13 protein-coding genes are annotated in these 22,699 nt (G+C 71.8%); 9 read left to right on the plus strand and 4 right to left on the minus strand.

Annotation, left to right across the window (positions count from 1 at the left end):
* Positions 1-11: 11 nt before the first annotated feature.
* The 3 genes from OG379_RS13730 to OG379_RS13740 form a co-directional block, all read right to left on the minus strand.
* Complete coding sequence (locus OG379_RS13730) at positions 12-1,328, minus strand: MFS transporter (protein ID WP_405662485.1); 1,317 nt, start codon at positions 1,326-1,328, stop codon at positions 12-14.
* Positions 1,325-1,933, minus strand: coding sequence for an ArsR/SmtB family transcription factor (locus tag OG379_RS13735; protein WP_405662488.1), 609 nt, complete (start codon positions 1,931-1,933; stop codon positions 1,325-1,327). The genes OG379_RS13730 and OG379_RS13735 overlap by 4 nt, the downstream gene beginning before the upstream one ends.
* 95 nt (positions 1,934-2,028) lie before the next feature.
* On the minus strand, positions 2,029-2,829 hold the full coding sequence (locus OG379_RS13740; protein ID WP_393759272.1) for an HAD-IIA family hydrolase: 801 nt from the start codon (positions 2,827-2,829) through the stop codon (positions 2,029-2,031).
* Positions 2,830-2,933: 104 nt separating this feature from the next.
* On the opposite strand from OG379_RS13740, the gene OG379_RS13745 reads away from it, so the two are divergent.
* Entirely contained in the window at positions 2,934-4,208 is a 1,275-nt protein-coding gene (locus OG379_RS13745) for a phosphoribosyltransferase family protein (RefSeq protein ID WP_405662490.1), read from the plus strand.
* An 18-nt stretch (positions 4,209-4,226) separates the two neighbouring features.
* Here the strand turns inward: OG379_RS13745 and OG379_RS13750 are convergent, their stop codons facing one another.
* Positions 4,227-7,313, minus strand: coding sequence for a glycosyl hydrolase (locus OG379_RS13750; protein WP_405662492.1), 3,087 nt, complete (start codon positions 7,311-7,313; stop codon positions 4,227-4,229).
* Positions 7,314-7,691: 378 nt separating this feature from the next.
* Between OG379_RS13750 and OG379_RS13755 the strand changes: the two genes are divergently transcribed.
* From OG379_RS13755 to rhaS, 8 genes are all read left to right on the plus strand, one after another.
* Positions 7,692-10,298 (plus strand): beta-L-arabinofuranosidase domain-containing protein, encoded by a 2,607-nt coding sequence (locus OG379_RS13755; RefSeq protein ID WP_405662494.1) that lies wholly within the window; start codon positions 7,692-7,694, stop codon positions 10,296-10,298.
* Between the two features lie 62 nt (positions 10,299-10,360).
* Complete coding sequence (locus OG379_RS13760) at positions 10,361-13,762, plus strand: glycosyl hydrolase (RefSeq protein WP_405662497.1); 3,402 nt, start codon at positions 10,361-10,363, stop codon at positions 13,760-13,762.
* Positions 13,763-13,794: 32 nt separating this feature from the next.
* Complete coding sequence (locus OG379_RS13765; RefSeq protein WP_405662500.1) at positions 13,795-17,073, plus strand: family 78 glycoside hydrolase catalytic domain; 3,279 nt, start codon at positions 13,795-13,797, stop codon at positions 17,071-17,073.
* Between the two features lie 87 nt (positions 17,074-17,160).
* Positions 17,161-17,712: a GNAT family N-acetyltransferase gene (locus tag OG379_RS13770; protein ID WP_405662502.1), complete on the plus strand. Its 552-nt coding sequence runs from the start codon at positions 17,161-17,163 to the stop codon at positions 17,710-17,712.
* A 243-nt stretch (positions 17,713-17,955) separates the two neighbouring features.
* Positions 17,956-19,479 carry a sugar ABC transporter ATP-binding protein gene (locus tag OG379_RS13775; protein WP_405662504.1) on the plus strand — a complete coding sequence of 508 codons (1,524 nt, stop codon included), beginning with the start codon at positions 17,956-17,958 and terminating at the stop codon, positions 19,477-19,479.
* The gene (locus OG379_RS13780; protein ID WP_405662506.1) at positions 19,476-20,528 is read left to right on the plus strand and encodes an ABC transporter permease; all 1,053 of its coding nucleotides are present in this window, start codon (positions 19,476-19,478) and stop codon (positions 20,526-20,528) included. Before OG379_RS13775 ends, OG379_RS13780 begins: the two co-directional genes overlap by 4 nt.
* Complete coding sequence (locus OG379_RS13785) at positions 20,512-21,567, plus strand: ABC transporter permease (protein WP_393759254.1); 1,056 nt, start codon at positions 20,512-20,514, stop codon at positions 21,565-21,567. Before OG379_RS13780 ends, OG379_RS13785 begins: the two co-directional genes overlap by 17 nt.
* Before the next feature lie 38 nt (positions 21,568-21,605).
* Positions 21,606-22,691, plus strand: a complete 1,086-nt coding sequence (gene rhaS, locus OG379_RS13790; RefSeq protein ID WP_405662509.1) for a rhamnose ABC transporter substrate-binding protein — start codon at positions 21,606-21,608, stop codon at positions 22,689-22,691.
* Positions 22,692-22,699: the final 8 nt, after the last annotated feature.

Genomic DNA, 22,699 nt, shown 5'->3' on the forward strand with positions numbered 1-22,699 from the left:
TCACGCCGTCGTCAACAGGGCACCGGCCGATTGTCGTCATCCCCGTCGCCCTCCAATTCCGCGACACCGGCCGGGGTCAGGGAGCGGATGCCCGGTATCGGCGAGGGCAGTAGCCAGAGGAGTGACAGGGCTCCGCCGACGGCTGCGATGAGGAGGGTCGCCCTCAGACCGAGGAAGGTCGCGAGCAAGCCGCCGACGACGGCGCCGACAGGGCGGATGCCGTAGTTGATCGTGCTGTACGCACCGGCGACACGGCTGCGCATGCCATCGGGGATCACAGCGGCCTGGAGTGAGTTGAGGTTGACGTCGAACAGCATGACGCCGAAGCCGGAGAGGAACTCGGTCGCGGCCAGTGCTCCGGCACGGAGCCAGAGAGGACCGTCCGCCGCTGCGGCGATGGCGAGCGGCGCCGGAAACAGCACCGCGCCCACGACGATGCTGCGTCCCACGCCGATCCGCCGCGAGATCTTCGGAGCGAGTACCGCGCCGAGCAGGGCGCCGGTCGCACCGATCCCGAACGCGACCCCGATCGCTCCTGCGGAGAGCCCGAGGCTCCGGCTGGCGAACAGCACGATCAGACCGCTGCCCGCGACGAAGGTGAAGAAGTTGACGGTCGCCGCGCAGCCGAGACCGGCCCGCAGCACCGGGTGCCGGATGATGAACAACAGGCCTGCCCTGGCCCGCCGCAGCAGGGAGGGGGCCGCGGCCCCCGCGGAGCTTCCCGGGGGCTCGTCGACCGAGATCTGGCCGATCAGGACCGCCGACACCAGGAAGGTCAGGGCGTCCACCACGAGGGTGACCGGTGCGGTCAGCGCCTGGACCAGGGCTCCCCCGATGGCCGGGCCGGCGACATAGGACACGGAACGGCTGGTGCTGAGTTTGCTGTTCGCGTCGACGTAGGACGTACGCGGCACGAGGCGCACGAAGAACGGCGGGTAGGCGGTGTTGAACAGCACCCCGGCGGCACCGGTCAGCAGTGCCACGGCGTAGAGCTGCCCCAGTGTCACCGCTCCCAGCAGGTAGGCCACCGGGATGCTGAGCAGCACAGCGGCGCGTATCAGGTCGGCGAGGATCATCAGACGGCGTTTGCGGGCCTGTTGGTCGACCCACGCCCCCAGAAGGATCGCGAGCAGGTTCGGGGTCCAGCTCAGCGCGGTCAGCCATGCCACCTCGTTGGGTGACGCGTTCAGGGCGGCGACGGCGATCAGGGGCAGGGCCAGTTCGGTGATCCGGTCGCCGAACTGTGAGACCGACTGACCGGCCCAGAAGCGGCGGAACAGCCGGTCCCGCCACAGCGGTATTTCTGCGGTACGGTCCGGGCCGCTCATGAGGCCGGTCCGGCCTGCTCCTCGTCGTTCTCCGGCAGGACGTAGCGCATCAGCCGAACGCCACGGCTGCCGGCCGGCCGCTCCTCCGGGTCGCGCGTGACGTACGGCGCGAGAACGCGCTCGATCGCGTCCTCGATGGCGGCGAGCTCATCGGCGGAGACTACGACGCGGGTGTTGGCCAGCCCGGCCATCCTGCGCCACTCCGTGGCGAGTCCGGGCTCGACCTCGGCCGCCCACCGGCCGGGAACATCCGCATGGCGCCGGAAAAACTGCTGCGACAGCACCCGCGCGGCCGCCTGTCCCTCCTCGTCCGCCGGATCCTGCGGCGACTCGAACCGGAAACCGCGTGCCACCGCTTCCCATCGCCGCTGTCGGCGGTCCGGCCCGGGCTCGCTGTCACGGATCAGCCCGAAGCCTGCCAGGTGTCGCAGATGCCAGCTGGTCACCGTCGGGGTCGCTCCCACGTGGGGCGCGAGTTGCGTCGCGGTCGCCGGGCCGTGCCGCTGCAGGTGATCGAGGATGGCCAGCCGCACGGGATGCGCCAACGCCTTCATCGCCTGTGGGTCGGTGATCTCGATATCGCCCAGGTGATTACTGGAGTTCATAACGTGAGAGTGTCCTCTCACAATTAATGGGAGTCAACGCTCAGAACGACCGTTGCCGATGCCGGCTCCGCGCCATCTCGTAGCGCCCCGCCGGGTCAGCGCCCCAGCCGCTCCAGCAGCGCCGGCACGTCCGCGAAGGAGTCCACCACGTGGTCCGGGGTCCCGTCCGCGGCCTCGTGGGTCTCCGGCCGGTACTTGCCCGTCCTGACCAGCGCCCCGGTGATGCCGTGGCGCTGGGCGGCGAGCACGTCCGTCTCGATGTCGTCGCCCACCATCAGCGTGCCGTCCGGGCCGGTGCCGAGGTGGGCCAGTGCGGCGGCGAAGAAGGCGCCGGACGGCTTGCCGGTGATGACGGCCTCGGTACGCGCGGCGCGCTCCAGGCCGGTGAGGAACGCCCCGGTGTCGAGGTCGAGCCCGTCGGCGGTGCGCCAGTACAGGTTGCGGTGCATGGCGACGAGTGCCGCGCCCTGCTGGACGAGGCGGAAGGCGCGGTTGAGCGCCGCGTACGTGAAGGCGCCGCCCGCCCCGCCGAGGACGACGACATCGGGCACGGCCCCCTCCGTGTCCTCCTCCTCGACGAGGGCCACCCCGGACAGGTCGTCCCGTACGTCGCCGGTGTTGATCAGCAGACAGCGGGCTTCGGGATGGTGCTCGCGGAGGTGGGCGGCGGTGACGGCGGGCGCGGTGAGGATGTCGCCGGGGCCGACCGGGAAGCCGGAATCCGCCAGCCGTCCGGCGATCCGGGCGCGCGTCCGCGACGTGGTGTTGGTGACCAGCGCCAGGGGGATGTCGGCGGCGCGGAGCCGTTCCATGGCCTCCACCGCACCGGGCAGCGGCTCCCAGGACACCGTGAGTACGCCGTCGATGTCGATCAGGACCGCGCCGATTGGCTCCATGTACCCGACCGTCCCCGACTTGCCCGACCGGCGCAAATGCGGTTGCTTCGAAGGTGGGGGTGCGCGTGTGTGTTCCGCTCTTCCTCGCTTGGAGGTGAACCACCGTGCTGTTCACCGACCGCACGGACGCCGGGCGGCGGCTCGCCGTGGCCCTGCGGCACCTGGAACGCCGCGATCCCGTCGTCCTGGGGCTGCCGCGCGGCGGCGTCCCGGTGGCGTACGAGGTGGCGCAGGACCTCGGCGCCCCGCTCGATGTGATCGTGGTCCGCAAACTCGGGGTTCCCTACCACCCGGAGCTGGGTTTCGGCGCGATCGGCGAGGGTGGGGTGCGGGTCATCAGCGACGAGATCGTCCGCCATGCCGGTGTCCGGGAGAAGGACCTCGACTCCGTGGAGCGCGCCGAGGAGGCGGAGCTCGTGCGGCGGGCGCGGAGGTACCGCGAGGGCCGCCCGCGCCTGCCACTGAAGGGGCGCACGGTGGTCGTGGTGGACGACGGAGTCGCCACGGGAGCGACCGCGCGGGCCGCCTGCCAGGTGGTGCGGGCACAGGGTGCGGCCTATGTCGTACTGGCCGTGCCTGTCGCGTCACCGGATGTCGCCGACAGGCTGCGCGAGGACGTCGACGAGGTCGTCTGCCTCTCCACACCGCACCTCTTCTCCGCGGTGGGTGAGTGGTACCGGGACTTCTCCCAGACCTCGGACGAGGAGGTCGTCTCCCTGCTGGCACGGGCTTCCGGGGGTGCCGCCACGGCCGAGGAGGTCGAGGTGGACGCGGGCGGGGTCCCGCTCTCCGGGGACCTCGTACTCCCCGCGGACGCGGGGGCGGTCGTGGTGTTCGCCCACGGCTCGGGCAGCAGCCGCCACAGCCCGCGCAACCGCGCCGTGGCCACGGCGCTGAACCGTGCCGGCCTGGGCACCCTGCTCTTCGACCTGCTCACGCCCGGGGAGGAGGTCTACCGCGCCAACGTCTTCGACATCGGGCTGCTGGCCGGGCGGCTGGCGGACACCACGAAGTGGCTCCGCCGCCGTGTGCCCCTCCCGGTCGGCTCCTTCGGCGCGAGTACGGGTGCAGCGGCGGCTCTACGGGCCGCCGCTGCGGCGGACTCGGGCGTCGGCGCCGTGGTCTCCCGCGGCGGGCGCCCCGATCTGGCCGGAGCGGACCTGTCCGCGGTACGCGCGCCCACCCTGCTCGTGGTGGGCGGCGCCGACACCACGGTGATCGACCTGAACCGGCAGGCGCAGGCGGCGCTGCACTGCGAGAACCGGCTGGAGATCGTCCCGGGCGCCACGCACCTGTTCGAGGAGCCGGGAGCCCTGGACCGGGTCGCGGAGCTGGCCGAGGACTGGTTCACCACGCATCTGGCGCGGCCGGCCGGCTGATGCCCCGGTGGCCCTGGCTCAGGGCCGGAGCACCGCCTTGCCGTACGGAACCAGCCGCACCGGCCCCACCAGGCCGTACTTCTGCCGCTGCGCCACTCCGAAGACGGGTGCGTTCGACACCCGCAGCCGGTTGAGGAGGGTCGTGGCGACCTCCACCTCGATGGTGTTGGTGCCGCTGCGCAGATACGGGCCCACGTCGACGGTGGTGGTCACCTGGTCGGCGGGCGGCAGATGGCGCCCGTTGACCGTGACCCGGTAGGTGTCGAAGACCTCGCCCAGCTCCAGCGTCGCTCCGTGGCCGCCGGTCCAGGGCCCGCCGAGACGGATGGTGGCCCGGTAGCGGCCGATGCCGGAGGAGTCGGCGAGCTCCGGGATCTCGGACCAGGGCAGGAGCCCGTCGAGCTCGACCGTGCGGCGGGTCCTGCTCGTGGTGGACGGGGTCGCGCCGGGGGTCCAGTCCTCGGCCGTCAGCGTCCAGCGGGTCAGCGGGACCGGTTCGGGTACGTCCTCGATGCGTGCGCGGAGCGTGCGGCCGTCTCCGAGCGTCGTCGCGTACGTCCCCGGTCGGGTGTCCCTGATCTCGATCCTGCCGTTCCCGGCTCGGCGCACCTCGGCCGCGTCGGACTCGGTGGCGTACCACTGCGGTGCCGGGCCGGTGGCCCAACGGCCCGGGCGGGCGGTCGCGATGATCGTGGTGGCGCCGGGTTCGAGGGTGACGCGGAGCCGCAGTCGCCCGTCGGGGAGGCGCGTGTACGCCGCGAGCGGCTCGATGGTGCCGGTCCACGCGTCGAGGCGGTAGGGGACGACGTCGCGGTGGCGGGTGGTGAGGGTGACGTCGTGGCTGATGCGGGTGCCGGTCGAGTTCTTCTTGCTGACGGCGTCGTTGGCGAAGAAGTAGTAGTCGGCGTCGCTGTCGGCACGGTGGTTGTGGAGCAGCATCGAGGACTCGGCGTACTCGACGTCGCGGGTGAGTCCGAGCGCGGCGATGCCCTGGGGGACGTCGGGGCGGTCGGGGACGTTGCTGACGGTTGGCTGGTCGAGCAGCTTCCGGATCAGGGCGAGGAGCCGGTCGTTGTCGCCGGTGCGGGGCATGCCCGGCACGTGGCCGTCGCTCCAGTCGCCGATGACGATGATCGGCAGGCCCTTGCGGGCGTAGCCGAGCAGCTTCTCCGCCACGTCGGTCTGGAGGGTGTGCTCACGGCCGATCATGACGTCGCCGTCGACGAGCAGCGCCTTGTAGGCGGGCCCTTCGGGGGCGAGCCTGCCGTTCTTCACCACGGCACCGGGAAGGCTCAGGAGGCGTGGGCTGAGGAAGAGGTGGGTCCAGCCCACGGGGACTCCGTCGGCGGTGAACCAGGACGCGCCGAGCCCCGATCCGGCATAGCCCTTCTGCCACAGGACGCCGACGTCGACCTTGTTGACCCCCGTCTGGAGGACCTGCTGGGTGCGGCTCAAGTAGCCCGCGACGTCGGGGAAGTGGCCCCAGGTGGGCTGCCGCGGACCCCAGGCCTCGCCGTAGCCCGTACCGCCGTTGTACGGGGAGAAGGCGGCGAAGCCGGGCCAGGCGGCACCGGGTGCGGAGGCGTACGCGAAGCCGTGGAAGACGGCCTGGTTGACGCCGGCGGCGTACTGGGTGACGAGCTTCTTGAGCGTGGCGTCCCAGGTGGTGGCGTAGGCACCGCCCGCGGTGCCGCCGGCCTCGTTGGAGAGGATGAGCTTGCCGCCCATGTCCCGGCCACCGGCCAGGGTGCGGAAGTCGTCGAGGTTCTTGAAGCCCAGCGACTCGCCCTCGGAGATGTCGAGGAGGGCCGCCTTGTACATGGCGTCGGTCTGGAGTCCGTACGGCTGGATGCGCAGCTGCAGTCCGAGGCCGTGGGCCCACTTCTGCACCGGCCGCAGATGGTTCTCCACGTACAGCTCGGTGACCACCTCCATGAAGTCCCGCCGGATCGCCTTGTCGGTGACGGCGTCGAAGGCGAAGACGTACTTCTCCTTCGTCTGGAGGAGTGCGGGGAGGTACGGGGTGAGGGCGTAGCCCATGCGGCGTTCGAACTCGGCCGCGATGCCGGGGGTCCAGAGCGTGGCATGGGTCTCCATCTCGATGGAGTCCTCGAAGAGCGCGCCCCCGTTCTCCCGCAGCAGCGCGCGCATGCGGGAGGTGAGGATGTGCTCCTCCCAGTGGTCGATGACCGCGCGGGTGCCGGCCGCGCTGAAGTGGTCGACGACGTAGCTGAGCGGGGAGGTGTGCGCGGGGCCCTCGGGGCGCTGGCCGGAGCCGCGCTCCCAGCAGGCGATGACGAGCCAGGTGCCGTCGTCGGGAGCGGTCCACTCCAGGGTCCCGGCCGCCGGCACACGCGCGGTGAGGTCGGTGACGGTGTCGAGGTCGAGCTTCACGGGTGCGGCGGTGGGCGAGGTGCCGGCGGTGACCCGGGCGGCCAGGACGCGGTGGAGCGCGCGGGCGGTGACGCCGGAGCTCGCTGCGGTGACGGGCTCGGGCAGCGGGCCGGGAAACGCGGCGCCCGCGGGCAGGACCGTGACGCCGTGGGCGAGCTCCTTCACGGCCCCGGGGCTGTCGGGCGTGATGCCGGGGACGGCGGCGGGCCAGGCGGGGCCCAGGGTGAGGTCGACGACGATGTCCCGCTTACGGGCCCGCTCCAGAGCGGTCTCGACGGCGTCGGTCCAGGCTCGGGTGCCCCAGCCGTGCCGCACCGGGTCGATCGGTTCGGAGAGGCTGTGGGTGACGGCGGCGATCTCGACCCCGCCGAATCCGGCGGCCGCGATCTGGTCGATCTCGCGCTCGATCTCGTCGGCGTCGACGAGGGCGTCGGGCCACCACCACCGGAACTTGGGGCGCACGGCAGGGGCGGGATCGGCGAAGCGGCGGGCGAAGGCGCCCTTGGCGGCGGGGCCGACGGCCGGTGAGGCGGGCGCGGCCGCCGCCGGGCCTTCGGAAAGGGGCAGCGCGGCGAGCGCGCCCGCCGCCGCGGCCATCCTGAGGACGGCCCGTCGGCGGAGGCTGGTCTGCGAGCCCGCTCCGCCGTCCGCCCCGCCGTCCGTCGCAGCCTCGTTCGCGACCGTTTCGCCGCGCCCCGGTCTGTTCCGCATCTCGCCACCCTGCTGATTCGCCCCGTCCTGCACGCATGTCAGCGGTGCAGGAATACCTACGGTTTAAACGATTCAATATCTCAGGCTGGAACATATGTGACCACTACCTCCGACCACAAGAGGCGTGCACGATCCGTTCTTCTGCCGACACCCCGACACAGGCACCCGACCGGCCAACAACACACGACTAAAGGGATGAAGCAGCACTTGACGCCCGGCCATCCGCTTCCGGCGCGAAGCCTTGACGCCCACCGCAGCAGCACCTAACTTGCCACCGGATGCCGTAAAACGATTCAACTCGCCTCTGGGGAAACCTCGTTCGCAGCCGACCGGCCCTCGGCTTCCGACGGCCGCTCCCCGCCGGAAGGAGCCCGGTCCTTGACTGCCTCGCCTCCCCCGCAGCCGTACCGCCCGCCGCCCCCCTCCCGCCGTCAGGTGCTGACCGCGACAGCGGCGGCCTCGGCGGTCCTGGCGCTGTCGGGCGGCACCGCGAATGCCGCTTCCGGGGCGCCCCGGGCGGCTGCCTCCGAAGCGGCCGCCGCCCCTCCGTCGCTCGCCCCTCTGCCCCTGGGTGACGTCCGCCTGCTCGACAGCCCGTTCCGCGACAACATGCGGCGGACCTGCGCCTATCTGCTCTTCGTCGATCCGGACCGGCTGCTGCACACGTTCCGCCTCAACGTGGGGATCGCCTCGGAAGCCGAGCCCTGCGGAGGCTGGGAGGCCCCGGACGTCCAGCTGCGCGGGCACACCACCGGCCATCTGCTGTCCGCCCTGGCCCAGGCCCACGCCCACACCGGCGAGGAGGCGTACGCCGCCAAGGGCCGCCGCGTCGTGGCCGCGCTCGCCGAGTGCCAGGCGGCGGCGCCCACCGCCGGATTCCGGCCGGGCTATCTCTCCGCCTTCCCCGAGGAGGTCTTCGACCAGCTCGAAGCGGGCGGGAAGCCGTGGGCCCCGTACTACACGCTGCACAAGGTGATGGCGGGGCTGCTCGACCAGCATCTCCTCTGCGGCGACTCCCAGGCCCTGGACGTGCTGCGCGCCATGGCCGCCTGGGTCGACGGCCGGACCGCGGCCCTCGCGTACGACCGGATGCAGGCGCTCCTGAAGGTCGAGTTCGGCGGCATGAACGAGGTGCTGACCAATCTCTTCCTGGCGACCGGCGACCCGGCCCACCTGGTGACGGCCCGGCGCTTCGACCACGAGGAGCTGTACGGGCCGCTGGCCGCCGGCCGGGACGAGCTGGCGGGCCGGCACGCCAACACCGAGATCGCCAAGATCGTCGGCGCGGCCCGGAGTTACGAGGCGACGGGAGAGCGCCGCTACCGCGACATCGCCACCTACTTCTGGAAGACCGTGGTCGCCGACCACTCGTACGCCATCGGCGGCAACTCCAACCAGGAGCTCTTCGGGCCGCCGGGCGAGATCGTCAGCAGACTGTCGGAGGACACCTGCGAGAACTGCAACAGCTACAACATGCTCAAGCTCGGCCGGCAGCTGTTCCTGCACGACCCGGACACGGCCGCCTACATGGACCACTACGAGCGGACCCTGGTCAACCAGCTCCTGGCCGAGCAGGACCCGGACTCCGCGCACGGCTTCGTCACGTACTACACGGGCCTGTGGGCGGGGTCGCGCAGGCAGCCCAAGGGCGGGCTCGGTTCCGCCCCCGGCAGTTACAGCAGCGACTACGACAACTTCTCCTGCGACCACGGCACGGGCCTGGAGACCCACACGAAGTTCGCCGACTCCGTCTACTTCCGGTCGGCGGAGGGGAGCGCGTCAGGCCCGTCGTTGTACGTCAACCTCTACATCCCCTCCGAGGTGCGCTGGCGCGAGCAGGACGTGTCACTGCGTCTGACCACGCCCGACCCGGCCGGTGACCTCAACCGGCTCACGGTCACCCAGGGCGGCGGCAGATTCGCGCTGCGGCTGCGGATACCGGACTGGCTGGCCGACGGGCACGGCAAGGCGGCCTCCGTGCGTGTCAACGGGCACCCGGTGGGCGGGGATCCGGCCGAGCCGGGCACCTACTTCACGATCCGCCGCACCTGGAAGCGCGGCGACACGGTGGAGCTCCGCCTGCCGCGCGAGCCCGTCTGGCGTCCCTCACCGGACAACCCGCAGGTCCAGTCGGTCTCCTACGGGCCCCATGTGCTGGCGGGCGCCCACGGTGACACCGCGGTCGCGACGATCCCCCTCGTCCGGCCCGGCTCGCTTCGTCCGGCCACCGGGCGGTCCGGCGGGACCGGCGAGTTCACCGCGCTCGCCGACGGACAGCGGATACGGCTGCTGCCCTTCCACCGCGTCCATCACCAGAACTACTCGGTGTACTGGGCCGTCGCGCCCGGCCCGTCCCGCCCACGCGAGGTCGTGCGTCACTCCCTGGACGAGGGCGCGGGCACCACGTCCGCCGACCGCACCGGCTCCTTCCCTCCCGCACGGCTCGCGACCGGTGCCACCTGGACCGATCAGGGCCCGGACGGCCGCCGCGCCGTCGCCCTGGACGGTGCCGGCGGCCACGTCGTCCTGCCCCCGTCCTTGCCCTCCGGGCTCGACGCACTCACCGTGAGCGTGCGCGTCCGCCTGGACAGCCTGGCCGACTCGGCCCGGATCTTCGATCTCGGGTACCACAAGGGCACCTACCTCTTCCTCACCCCGCGCACCGGCGCCGGGAAGGCACGCGCCGCGCTGAAGATCTCCGGCATGGAGGGCGAGGACGTCGTCGACGCGGCCGGCCCGCTGCCCACCGGCCGCTGGATCCACGTCGCGCTGACCATCGGCGCGGGCGCCGCGGTGCTGTATGTCGACGGGGCCGAGGCGGGCCGCAACCCGGCGATGACACAGAGCCCGCTGCTCCTCGGCGCCTCCACCCGCAACTACCTGGGCCGTTCGCAGAACAGCACGCACCCCGCCCTGCACGGCGCGGTCGCGGACTTCCGGCTGCACAACCGGGCCCTCACCGCGGCCCAGGTCGCCGCACTCTGAGCTCCCGCCTCCCGCCTCCCGCACTCCTCGCACCCCTCGTACACGGAACATGGAGCACCCGCATGCCCGAATTCCCGCTGTCCAGACGCACGTTCGTAGCCGCAGCCGGAGCGGCAGGCACGGCGCTCGCCGTCGGTGCGCCCGGCCTCGCGTCCGCCGCACCGGGGCCGGCCCCCACGGCGGCGGCCGCCTCCGGCTACTCCCCCGCTCGCTTCACCGACCCGCCGCGCGACAGCCGCCCCGCCGTCTACTGGTACTGGAACGGCACGGTCACCCCCCAGCTGGTCGACACCCAGCTCGCCGATCTCCGCTCCAAGGGGATGTTCGAGGTGATCGTCTTCCCCTTCGACAACGCCGAGATGCAGCCCGAGTTCTTCACCGAGGGCTGGTTCGACATCGTCGAGCACGTCCTGCGGGTCGCGGAACGCACCGGCATGCGGGTCTGGATCTTCAACGACGACCACTTCCCCAGCGGCCGCGCCGGCGAGTACATCGTCAAGGGCGGCACGGTCGGCTCACGCACCTACGAACCCCGCCCCGACCTGCGGCTCAAAGCCCTGTGGCGCTCCACCACCGTCGTCGAGGGGCCCGTCCGCACGGACCTCGTCAGCACGACCGGTGTCGGCACGGACAAGGGGCGCCTGGTGGCCGACGCCGCGGTCCTCGGTGGCTCCGCCGTGCTGCGGGCCGGCGCCAAATGGACCGATGTCACGGTCACCGCGAGCGCCCAGGGCGATCATTCCTCCTCCGCCGCCCTCGTCGTACGGGCGAACGCGGACGGCTCGGACGGATACGTCGTCGAATTCGACCGGACCGGTGTGGTCACCGTGTCCCGGCTGACGGGCGGCGAGGCGACCGAACTCGCCAGGTCCCCGCGCACCGACGGATTCAACAGCACCAAGTTCCACACCCTCGTGGTGAAGGTGACCGGTTCCGTCCTCTCCGTCACTCTCGACGGCAAGGACAAGGGGACCCTCACCGACTCCGCCTACGCCACCGGCAGCGCCGGGGTCCGCGCCACCGGCGCCCAGCGCTCGCTGTGGGACAGCCTGACCGTCACCGACGCGTCCGGCGCCTCCCTGTACGAGCAGGACTTCACCGACCCGTCCTCGCCGGGCGACTTCCCGGCCCGCCCGGCCATCGCGGGTGAGCCCGTCGCCGCGGTCGCCCGCCCGCTCGGCGCCTCCGGCACCGGCTCGCTGACCGAGCTGACGTCCGAGCTCCGCGCGGGCGACGGCTGGCAGGTGCCCGAGGGCCGCTGGCAGATCGACGTCTTCGGCGGGGCGCCGCTCATCGACGACAGCCAGGGCTACAGCCGCAGTTACGTCGATCTGCTCGCCGACGAGCCGGTCGAGCTGCTGCTGGACATCGTGCCGGGTGAGTACCACCGCCGTTTCGGCCGGTACTTCGGCACGGTCGTCCCCGGCTTCTGGGACGACGAGCCGTTCTTCGCCTCCGCCGAGGCCCACTTCAGGCGGCTCCCGTGGTCGCCCGCGCTGGAGGACGCCCTGCGCGCCGTGGGTACGGAGCCGGGGCTCGCGTACGCCTGCGCCTTCGACGATCTGGGCCGCCGCGGCCGCATCGAGCGCGGGCGTTTCTGGCAGGCGGTCTCCGACCGCTTCGCCGCGGCGTTCGAGAAGCAGGCCCGCTGGTACGAGAAGCGGAAGACCGTCCTGATCACCAATCCGCTGTACGACGAGACGTCGCCCTCCAAACGGATCTGGTCGACCGGGGACCTCCACAAGGTCAACCAGTGGGCGCAGATCCCCGGCGGGGACGTCATCACCGCCGAGTACGAGGCGGGCGGTTCGACGATGACGCCCCGCAACCCGGCGTCCTCCGGCCACCAGATGGGCCGCGAACGGGTGCTGATGGAGGCCTTCGGCAACATGGGCTGGGCCGTCGCCCCGGACTTCGTACGCGCCCTGTTGGGTGCGCACGCCACCCGGGGTGTCAACCTCACCGTGCTGCACGCCCTGTGGACGGACGAGACCAGGGTGTTCTTCCCGCCGCCGTTCGGGCCGCGTTCGCCGTGGTGGTGGGCGATGGAGCCGGTCTCCGACTGGATCGGTCGGGTGATGGAGCTCGCCCGGGGGACCTCGGCGGCCCGTACGGCACTCGTGCAGCCGCAGAGGGCGGCCGAGCAGTGGACGGGCACCGAGCGGCAGGGTGAGGTCGACGGCGCGTTCAACGCGGCCGCCGAGGCGCTGGAGCAGGCCCAGGTGGACTTCGACCTCGTGCACGAGGGGGCGCTCTCGGGCGACCGCGGGCTGCTGGCGCACGGCTCGGTGCGCGACGGCCGGCTGGTGGTCGGCGCTGCCCGCTACGACCTGGCCGTCCTCCCCGTGACCCCCGCCCTCACCGCGGCGACCGTACGGACGCTGGACGGGTTCGTCCGCGCCGGCGGCACCGTCGTCGCCGTGGGCGAGCTGCCCCAGGAGGACGCGAACGGCGAGGACCGTTCCCTGCAGCGGGCGTTCGGAGGCCTGTTCGGCGACAGCGTGCCGAGCCGTCGCCGCACCGGGAAGGGCGAGGCCGTACGCGTGGCGGACACCGGCGGGCTGCGGGACGCGGCGCACGCCGCCGGGGTGGCCGCCGCCGTCCTCGAACCGGCCGCACCGGCCCTGCGGGTCCTGCGTACCGTGCGCGGCAAGGACACCGCCTTCCTCATCAACAACGAGAGCGGCGTGACGGTCGAGACCGTGGCCGCGCTGCCGGCGGCCGGGGTGCCGGAGCTGTGGGACCCGGCCACGGGCACCGCCCGCCCGGCGCCCGTGTACCGCACGGACCGGCGGGGGAAGGAGGATCCCGGCGTACGGGTGCCGCTGCGCCTCGCGCCGTACGAGACGCTGGCCGTCGTGCTGCGTCACGGGGCACGCTCCGGCCCTCACCTCACCGAGGCGGCGCTGCCCGTCGAGGCCGTCACCCGGCACGGCCGTGAGCTGCGGGTCACCGCGGTCGCCGACGCGCCCGGCCGGTACGCCGCGGCGGGCACCGACGGCTCTCACAGCTACCGCGGCACCGTCGTGGTCACCGATCCGCTCACCCCGGTCCCGCTGGACGGCGACTGGACGCTGCTGCTCGCCCGCGAGGGCGCCGAACCGGTGACCCGGCCGCTCGGCAGCTGGGCGGATCTGGAACCGCTGTTCTCCGGCAGCGGCACCTACACCACCGCGTTCACCCTGGAGCGGGAGGTGCTGCGGGACCGGGGGTTCCGGCTCGCCCTCGGTGTCGTACGGGAGGTGGCCGCGGTCACGCTCAACGGCACGGAACTGCCGCCGCTGCTGTGGAGCCCCTACACCGCGGAAGTCACCGAGCTGCTGCGGCCGGGCCGCAACACGCTCTCCGTGAAGGTCTCCAACACCCTGTCCAACGAGCGGAACAAGCCCATTCCGTCGGGCCTTCTCGGCCCTGTCGCCCTCCGCCCCTACCGCCGGGCGACGGCCGCGCTCCCCCGCGTCTGATCCGCCCCTCCCTACGTACAAGGAGCACCCGCGTGCCCAGATCCAGACCTCCCGCCGCCCGCGCCCGGCGCCGCCCCGCGCTGCTCGCCGCCGGCGGGCTCACCGCTCTGGTGACCGTCCTGCCGACGGCCGTCACCGCCGACGCGGTCGCCCCGGCCGCCCTCTCGGCGACCGGGCTGCGCACCCAGCACCTCTCCCAGGCGCTCGGGATCGACGACACGACGCCGTCGCTGAGCTGGCGGACCACGGCCCGCGCCCGGTCCACCGTCCAGACCGCCTACCGGATCCAGGCGGCCACCTCGCTGGAGACGCTGCGGCGGGGCCGGGCCGACCTGTGGGACTCCGGCAAGGTGGAGTCCGCCGTGCCGGAGGCGACGTACGCCGGAGAACAGCTCGGTTCGCGCACCCGTGTCCACTGGCGGGTGATGCTCTGGTCCGGCGGCTCCGGGCGTGACCCGGGCTGGAGTGAGGCGGCCGTCTTCGAGACGGGGCTGACACGGCAGGAGGACTGGAAGGGCGCCGGCTGGATCACCCATCCCGACTGGGAGCTGAGCGGGCGCACGGTCACCCCGGTGGTCGTGAAGGTGGAGCGCACCACCGCGCGTTACGTCCGCCTGGACGTGACGAAGCTCGGGCTGCCGCTCGCCGAGGCCTTCCCCGAGGAGGCGTGGCGGGTGCAGCTCGGTGAGATCGACGTACGGGACTCGACGACGGGCACCTCCGGGCTGGCGAAGGGCTCGACGGTCACCGCCTCCGAGACGAACACCCTCCGCAAGACCTGGGAGCCCGCCCTCGCCGTGGACGGGCTGCCCAACAGCGCCCTGCAGACGGCCGCCGGGTACGCGAGCGCCGCGCACACCGGACCCGACGTCTCCGGGCAGCCTGTCGTGATCACCCTGGACATGAAGTCCGCGAAGACGTTCGACGAGGTGGCCCTCTACCCGCGCGCGGACGTGCTGACCGAGGACGGCGGAGTGCCGGACTTCCCGGTCGACTACACGGTCTCCGCGTCGGACGCCCCGGACTCGGGCTTCACCCGGATCGCCGGGGTGACCGGGCAGCGTCCGCCGAAGCCCTACCTGCCGGCCGGACTGCCGGTGTTCGCGAAGGACTTCGCGCTGGAGCAGAAGGTGCGCAGCGCCAGGCTGTACGTGTCCGGCCTCGGCGTCCACGAGACGACGCTCAACGGCGAACCGGTCGGTGACGCGGTGCTCGAACCGGCCAACACCGACTACCGGGACCGGGTGCAGTACGCCACGTACGACGTGACGAAGCAGCTCGGCAAGGGGGCCAACACGCTCGCGGTGGCGCTCGGGAACGGCATGGCGAACGTGGTCTCCACAGCCGACCGCTACCGCAAGCTGTACGGCAACATCAGCGACCCCAAGCTGATCGCCCGGCTGGAGATCACCCTGGCCGACGGTTCGGTGCGCACGGTCCGCAGCGGCGACGACTGGCGCACCGCGCTCGGCGCGACGACGTCGTCCAACTGGTACGGCGGCGAGGACTACGACGCGCGCCGCGAGATCCCGCACCGGGACGACCCGCGCGGGTCGCGCGCGGGCTGGCAGCACGCCGCCGAGGTGACCGCTCCCGGCACCCCGGAGCGGCCCGCCGTCCTCAGCGCGCGGGAGACCGAGCCGGTCCGGGTGGTCGAGACCCTGAAGGGGAGGGAGGTCGAGGGCGCGGCAGGCAGCCGGGTCTTCGACCTGGGCCGGAACATCGCGGGCTGGCCCGAGATCACGGTACGGGCGCCCAAGGGCACCGCGGTGCGGATCTATCCCGCCGAGTCGCTGAAGGACGGCCACGCCTTCCAGTCGATCAGCAATGTGGGCGGCCCCCTGTGGGACAGCTACACGACGGGCGGCACCAGGTCGGAGACCTGGCACCCGTCCTTCAGCTACCACGGCTTCCGCTACCTGGAGTTGAGGGGCCTGCCCGAGGGCGCGACGGTCTCGGTGCGCGGGAAGGTCCTCCGCGCGGACAACGTCTCGGCCGGGGACTTCACCAGTTCCGACGAGCTGATCAACGGCATCCACTCGATCATCCGGCGGTCGATCGAGGGCAACATGATGAGCGTCCTCACCGACTGCCCGAGCCGCGAGAAGCTCGGCTGGCTGGAGCAGAACCAGCTCGTCTTCCCGGCCCTGGCCGGGAACTACGACATGCAGGCCTACCTGCGCAAGATCATGCGCGACATGAGCGACGCGCAGACCGAGGACGGCCTGGTCCCGAGCACGGTCCCGGAGTACACCAGCCTCCCCGGCAGCTACCGCAACGACTCCAACTGGGGCGGCGCGGTCGTCCTCGTCCCGTGGCAGATGTACACGACGTACGGCGACAAGGACACGCTGTCCGAGTACTACCCGCAGATGAAGGCCTACGCCGCGTTCCTGGAAGGGCAGGTCGAGGACGGCATCCTCGACTACGGCCTGGGCGACTGGTTCACCCCGGACCGTACGTTCCCGCGCGCGGTGGCCGGTACGTACGGCTACTGGCGGGTCGTCGACGCGCTCAGCAAGATCTCCGGCGTCCTGGGCGACGAGGAGGCCGCGGCGCGGTACCGGACGAAGGCGGACGCGAGCGCGAAGGCGCTCTCCGAGGCGTACTACGACGCCGGGTCCGGCACCTTCGGCGGCGGCGGACACGGGGCCGAGGCCCTCGCCCTGGACATGGGCGCCTACCCGGCGGGCGAGCGGGAGCGGCTGCTCGGTCATCTCGTCGGCAGCATCGAGGGGGCGGACCATCATCTGATCCTCGGTGAGATCTCGCTCCCCGCGGCCTTCCGGGTGCTGTCGGAGTCCGGACGTGACGACGTGGTGCACGGGATCGCGACGCAGACGACGAGCCCGAGTTACGGATACCAGGTGCTCGCGGGCAACACCACGCTCGGCGAGAGCTGGGACGGCGGCCCGGGGCAGTCGCAGAACCACTTCATGCTGGGCGCGATCGACTCCTGGTTCACCGGCCGGGTGGCGGGCATCCAGCAGGCCGAGGGCTCGGTGGGCTACCGCAGGCTGCTGGTGGATCCGGCGGTCGTGGGCGACCTCACCTCCGCGTCGGGGTCCTACACGACGCCGTACGGCAGGGCGGCTACGTCCTGGCAGCGGGACGGCGAGCACTACCGGCTGCGGGTGACCGTGCCGGCGGGTTCGACGGCGGAGGTCCATGTACCGGTCAGCTCCGGACGTCCCGGCGCCACGGCCGGAGCACGGCTGCTGCGCACGGGGAACGGCGAGGCGGTGTACGAAGTGGGCTCGGGCGCCTGGACGTTCACGTCGACGTACACGGGTGCGGCCACCGGTACCTGACCACCTGGGGCGGGGACGCCCTCCGGAACCACCGGGGGGCGTCCTATCCTTGGCTTTCCGGAGCTGTCCAGGGGCGGGGGTGCGGTCATGCGGATCCGGCTGATCGAGGGCGGGAGCCTTCCCGCGTACGCCGACGGGATCCGGCGGGTGTACGCCGATGTCTTCTCGGCGCCGCCGTGGAACGAGGACCCCTCCGCGGGCGCGCTGTACGTCGAGCGGCTCGCCGACGACGCCGTGCGCCCCGGCTTCACCGCCGCGCTGGCCACCGACGGAGGCGCCGTGCGTGGCTTCGCCACGGCCTGGACCACGCCCGGTACGTTCCCCTCCGGCCGCAGCTACGGGCACGTCGCCGAGGCCCTCGGGCCCGACCGCGTCGGTGACTGGCTGTGCGGCGCCCTGGAGGTCGACGAGCTGGCCGTCGCCCCGGAGGCGCGCGGCACCGGGCTGGGCGCGGCCCTGTTGGCGGCGGTGACCGAGGCCGCCCCGGACGGGCGGTGCTGGCTGCTCACGTCCGTACACGCCGGGGCGACGCTGCGCTTCTACCGGCGCGCGGGCTGGCGCCAGGTGCCGGTACCGGTGCCCGGCAGGGCGGGGCTCGTCGTCCTCCTGGGGCCGGGCCATCCCGCAGCACACCTGTAAGTGGAGCGATGCACGACCGTTATGTGAATCGATTCAAGCGTCCGGAAGATAGTGGTCCGCCCTGAAGACTGTCAAGGGCGCCCACCCATTCCCCCCATTCAGGTCGCACATCGCCCCTCTTCCTGGAACTTTCCGCCATCAACCCATTGACGGCGCCCGCAATCCCCGTTTAGCTTCCGAGCAACCTCATTGAAACCTTTCACGGCGGGTGGAGCGGAACAGTCCCTCCGCTGAGGAGCTCCCATGAACCAGTCCGCCCCCGACCTGGCCCCGGTCCTGGCCCTGAAGGGCGTGAGCAAGTCCTTCGGCGCCGTACGGGCCCTGCAGGACGTGTCCCTGCAGTTGTTCCCCGGCGAGGCCCACGCACTCGCGGGTGAGAACGGCGCAGGCAAGTCGACCCTGATCAAGGCCCTTGCCGGAGTGCACCGCCCGGACAGCGGCGAGGTGCTGCTCGACGGGAAGCCCGTCGTCTTCCACGGCCCGGCGGACGCCCGTGACGCGGGCATCGCCGTCATCTACCAGGAGCCGACGCTCTTCCCCGACCTGTCCATCGCCGAGAACATCTTCATGGGCCGTCAGCCCCGGCGCTCCCTGGGCCGGATCGACCGCAGGGCCGTGCACGAGACGACCGCCGGGCTGATGCGGAGGCTCGGCGTCGACCTGGCACCGGACCGGCCGGCGCGCGGACTGTCGATCGCCGACCAGCAGATCGTCGAGATCGCCAAGGCGCTCTCCTTCGACGCCCGCGTCCTGATCATGGACGAACCGACGGCCGCCCTGACCGGCAGCGAGACCGCCAGGCTCTTCTCCGTCGTCCGTACGCTGCGCTCCGAGGGTGCGGCGGTGCTGTTCATCTCGCATCGTCTGGACGAGATCTTCGAGCTGTGCCAGCGCGTCACGACCCTGCGCGACGGCCGGTGGATCTCCTCCGAGCCGCTGGAGGGTCTCGACGAGGACGACCTGGTGCGCAGGATGGTCGGCCGTGACCTCGACGACCTCTACCCCAAGCAGGACGCCGAGGTCGGCGAAGTCGCCCTGTCGGTGCACCGGCTGACCCGCGAGGGCGTCTTCCGCGATGTGTCCTTCGACGTCCGCCGCGGCGAGATCGTCGCGCTCGCCGGACTCGTCGGCGCCGGGCGCACGGAGGTCGCCCAGGCGGTCTTCGGTGTCGACCGCGCCGATGCCGGCGAGGTGAAGGTGGCCGGCACGGTGCTGCGCCCCGGTTCGCCGACCGCCGCGATGGACGCCGGGCTCGCGCTCGTACCCGAGGACCGGCGCCAGCGCGGGCTGGTCATGGATATGTCGATCGAGCGCAACATCGGCCTCACCGGCCTGGACGAGGTCCGCAAGCGCGGTCTCGTCAGCCGGGCCCTGGAGCACGACCGGGCCGCCGACTGGGCGGTGCGCCTCCAGCTCAAGTACAACCGGCTGGCCGACACCGTGGGCGTGCTCTCCGGCGGCAACCAGCAGAAGGTCGTGCTGGCCAAGTGGCTGGCGACCGGCCCTGCCGTGCTGATCGTCGACGAGCCGACCCGCGGGATCGACGTCGGCACCAAGGCGGAGGTCCACCGGCTGCTCTCCGCGCTCGCGGCCGACGGCCTCGCCGTACTGATGATCTCCTCCGACCTTCCCGAGGTCATCGGCATGGCGGACCGGGTGCTCGTGATGCACGAGGGCCGGCTCGTCGCCGAGATCCCGCGCGGGAACGCGACCGAGGAGTCGGTCATGGCCGCGGCCACCGGACGTAACGAGAGGGCAGCGGCATGACCACCACCATCGAGAGCCCCCCGGACACCGCGAAGGCGCCGGAGCGGAGTGCTTCCTCGCTCGTGGACGCGGTCTTCCGGGCGCGCGAGATCTCCATCGCCGGGGCGCTGGCCCTGCTGATCCTCGGCACCTACCTGGCCAACCCGCGCTTCCTGTCCGACCAGGGCATCAAGGACCTGCTGCTCAACGCGTCGATCCTGGTGCTGCTCGCGGTCGGTCAGTCCGCCGTCGTGATCACCCGCAACATCGATCTGTCCGTCGGCTCCGTCGTCGGCCTGTCCGCCTTCGCCTGCGGCAAGTTCGTCGCGGGAAGCGACCACGGTGTGCTGACCGTGATGCTGCTCGGCGTCGCCATCGGCGTCGTCTGCGGCCTGGTCTCCGGCGCCCTCGTCAGCTTCGGCAGGGTCCCGGCGCTCGTCGTGACCCTGGGCATGCTCTACATCATCCAGGGCGTCGACTACTGGTGGGCGCAGGGCGAGCAGATCAGCGCCTCCGACGTGCCGGACGCCGTCCTGGGCCTCGGCAGCGGCAGCGTGCTGGGCGTCCCGTACCTCCCGCTGATCGCGGTCGTCCTGCTCGCCGCGACGGCGTACTTCCTGCGCAGCTACCGCTCCGGGCGCGAGCTGTACGCGATCGGGTCGAGCCCCGAGGCCGCCCGTCTCGCCGGCATCCCGATCCGCCGCCGGGTGCTCGCCGCGTACGCCTTCTCCGGGGCCGTCGCCGGCTTCGCGGGCGCCCTGTGGCTGGCCCGCTTCGGCACCGTCGTCGCGGACAACGCGCACGGCTGGGAGCTGACCGTCGTCAGCGCCGTCGTCGTCGGCGGTGTCGCGATCACCGGCGGCACCGGCACCGTCTGGGGCGCCGCCCTCGGCGCCCTGCTGCTCACCACCATCGGCAGCGTCCTGGTCGTGCTGAAGGTGGACTCGTTCTGGCAGGGCGCCATCACCGGTGCGCTCCTCCTGCTGGCCATCAGCGTCGACCGGATCGTGAACCTGCGGATGACCGCCGCACTGAGGAAGAGGAACGCCCGTCATGACCACGGCGCCTGACACAAAGACGGCTCCCACGCCGCGGGCCGGTACGAAACCCTCTCTCGTGCGCAGCCTGGCGCTGCGCTGGGACACCGCGGTCGGTGTCCTGCTGGTGGCGGTCCTCGTCGTCGGGCTCGGCTCCACCGAGGGCTTCGGATCGACCGAGAACCTCGCGTTCGCCTTCAACGACATCGCCGAAGTCGCCATCATCGCCCTGCCGATGACCCTCCTGGTCGTCGCCGGACAGGTCGACCTGTCCGTGGCCTCCATGCTCGGCCTGGGCAGCGCGCTGACCGGCGCGCTGTGGGAAGCGGGCTGGGCCTTCGAGATGATCGTGCCGGTGGTGCTGCTGGTCGGCGTCGCCGGAGGCCTCCTCAACGGCTGGCTGGTCACCAAGGTGGGTCTGCCCTCCCTGGCCGTCACCATCGGCACCCTGGCGCTCTACCGGGGCCTGGCCTCGGTGGCGCTCGGCAGCGACGCCGTGACGGACTTCCCGCAGGTCTACGCGGACTGGGCCGTCGACACCACGACCGTCCCCGGCACCTTCCTCACCTATCCGGTGCTGCTCTTCATCGTCCTGGCCGCGGTCACCGCGGTGGTGCTGCACGCCACCGGGCTCGGCCGCTCGCTCTTCGCGATCGGCGCCCAGGAGGAGGCCGCGTACTTCGCCGGCATCCGGGTCAAGCGGATCAAGCTGCTGCTCTTCGTCGTGACCGGCCTGTTCTCCGCCTTCGCGGGCGTCGTCTTCACCCTGCGCTACGGAAGTGCCCGCGCGGACAACGGACTCGGCTTCGAGATGCTCGTGATCGCGTCCGTCCTGCTCGGCGGAATCGACTTCGACGGCGGAAAGGGCACGCTCTTCGGCGCGGTCGCCGGTGTCCTGCTGATCGGCCTGCTGAAAAACCTGCTCACGCTCAACGACATCGCCAACGAGGTGCAGGTCATCGTGACCGGACTGCTGCTCGTGGCCTCCGTGCTGACCCCACGGATCATCGCGACGGTCGTCGAACGCCGGCACCGGCGGGCCGCGAACGCCCCCGCACCCCAGTCGTCATAACGCCCCTCCCCGTACCTCTCCGAAAGGCACACGCCGCCATGATGCTCCGCAATGCCGCTGGGCGCCGCGCCGTCGCGACCGCAGCCACCGCCGTCTCCCTGGCCCTCGCCCTCACCGCCTGTTCCGGCACCACGAAGGACAGCAAGGAGAGTGGGAGCGCGAAGGCGGGCAGCTCCGCGAAGGCCGACCCGGACGCCCCGCTGAAGAAGGGGCTGAAGCTCGGCTTCCTGCCCAAGCAGATCAACAACCCGTACGAGAAGATCGTCGACGAGGCGGGTATCGCGGCGGCGAAGGAGTACGGCGGCACGGGCAAGGAGGTCGGTCCGTCCGACGCGAACGCCTCCTCGCAGGTCTCCTACATCAACACCCTGATCCAGCAGCGCCAGGACGCGATCCTCATCGCGGCGAACGACCCGAACGCGGTCTGCGGCCCGCTCAAGCAGGCCATGAAGAAGGACATCAAGGTCGTCGCCTACGACTCGGACACGGCGAAGGACTGCCGCCAGCTCTTCATCAACCAGGCCAGCTCGGAGGCGATCGGCCGCAGCCTGGTCCAGCACCTCGGCGAGCAGATCGGCTACAAGGGCAAGGTCGCGATCCTGTCGGCGACCCAGAACGCGACGAACCAGAACACCTGGATCGAGTACATGAAGGAGGAGCTGAAGCTCCCCAAGTACAAGAACATGGAGCTGGTCAAGGTCGCCTACGGTGACGACGCGGACCAGAAGTCCTTCCAACAGACGCAGGGCCTCATGCAGGCCTACCCGGACCTCAAGGGCATCATCTCCCCCACGACGGTCGGCATCGCCGCCGCGGCGCGCTACCTGAGCGACTCCTCGTACAAGGGCAAGGTCGTGCTCAACGGGCTCGGCACGCCGAACCAGATGCGCAAGTACGTCAAGGACGGCACCGTCGAGCAGTTCTCGCTCTGGAACCCGGAGGAGCTCGGCTACCTCGGCTCGTACGCGGCGGCGGCGCTGGCGTCGGGGCAGATCACCGGTGCGGAGGGCGAGAAGTTCAAGGCGGGCAAGCTCGGCGAGTACACCATCGGCAAGGACGGCGAGGTCATCCTCGGTGAGCCGACCGTCTTCGACTCCAAGAACATCGACACGTTCGACTTCTGACCGGAGGG

Source organism: Streptomyces sp. NBC_01166 (assembly GCF_045039765.1).
Taxonomy (GTDB): Bacteria; Actinomycetota; Actinomycetes; order Streptomycetales; family Streptomycetaceae; genus Streptomyces.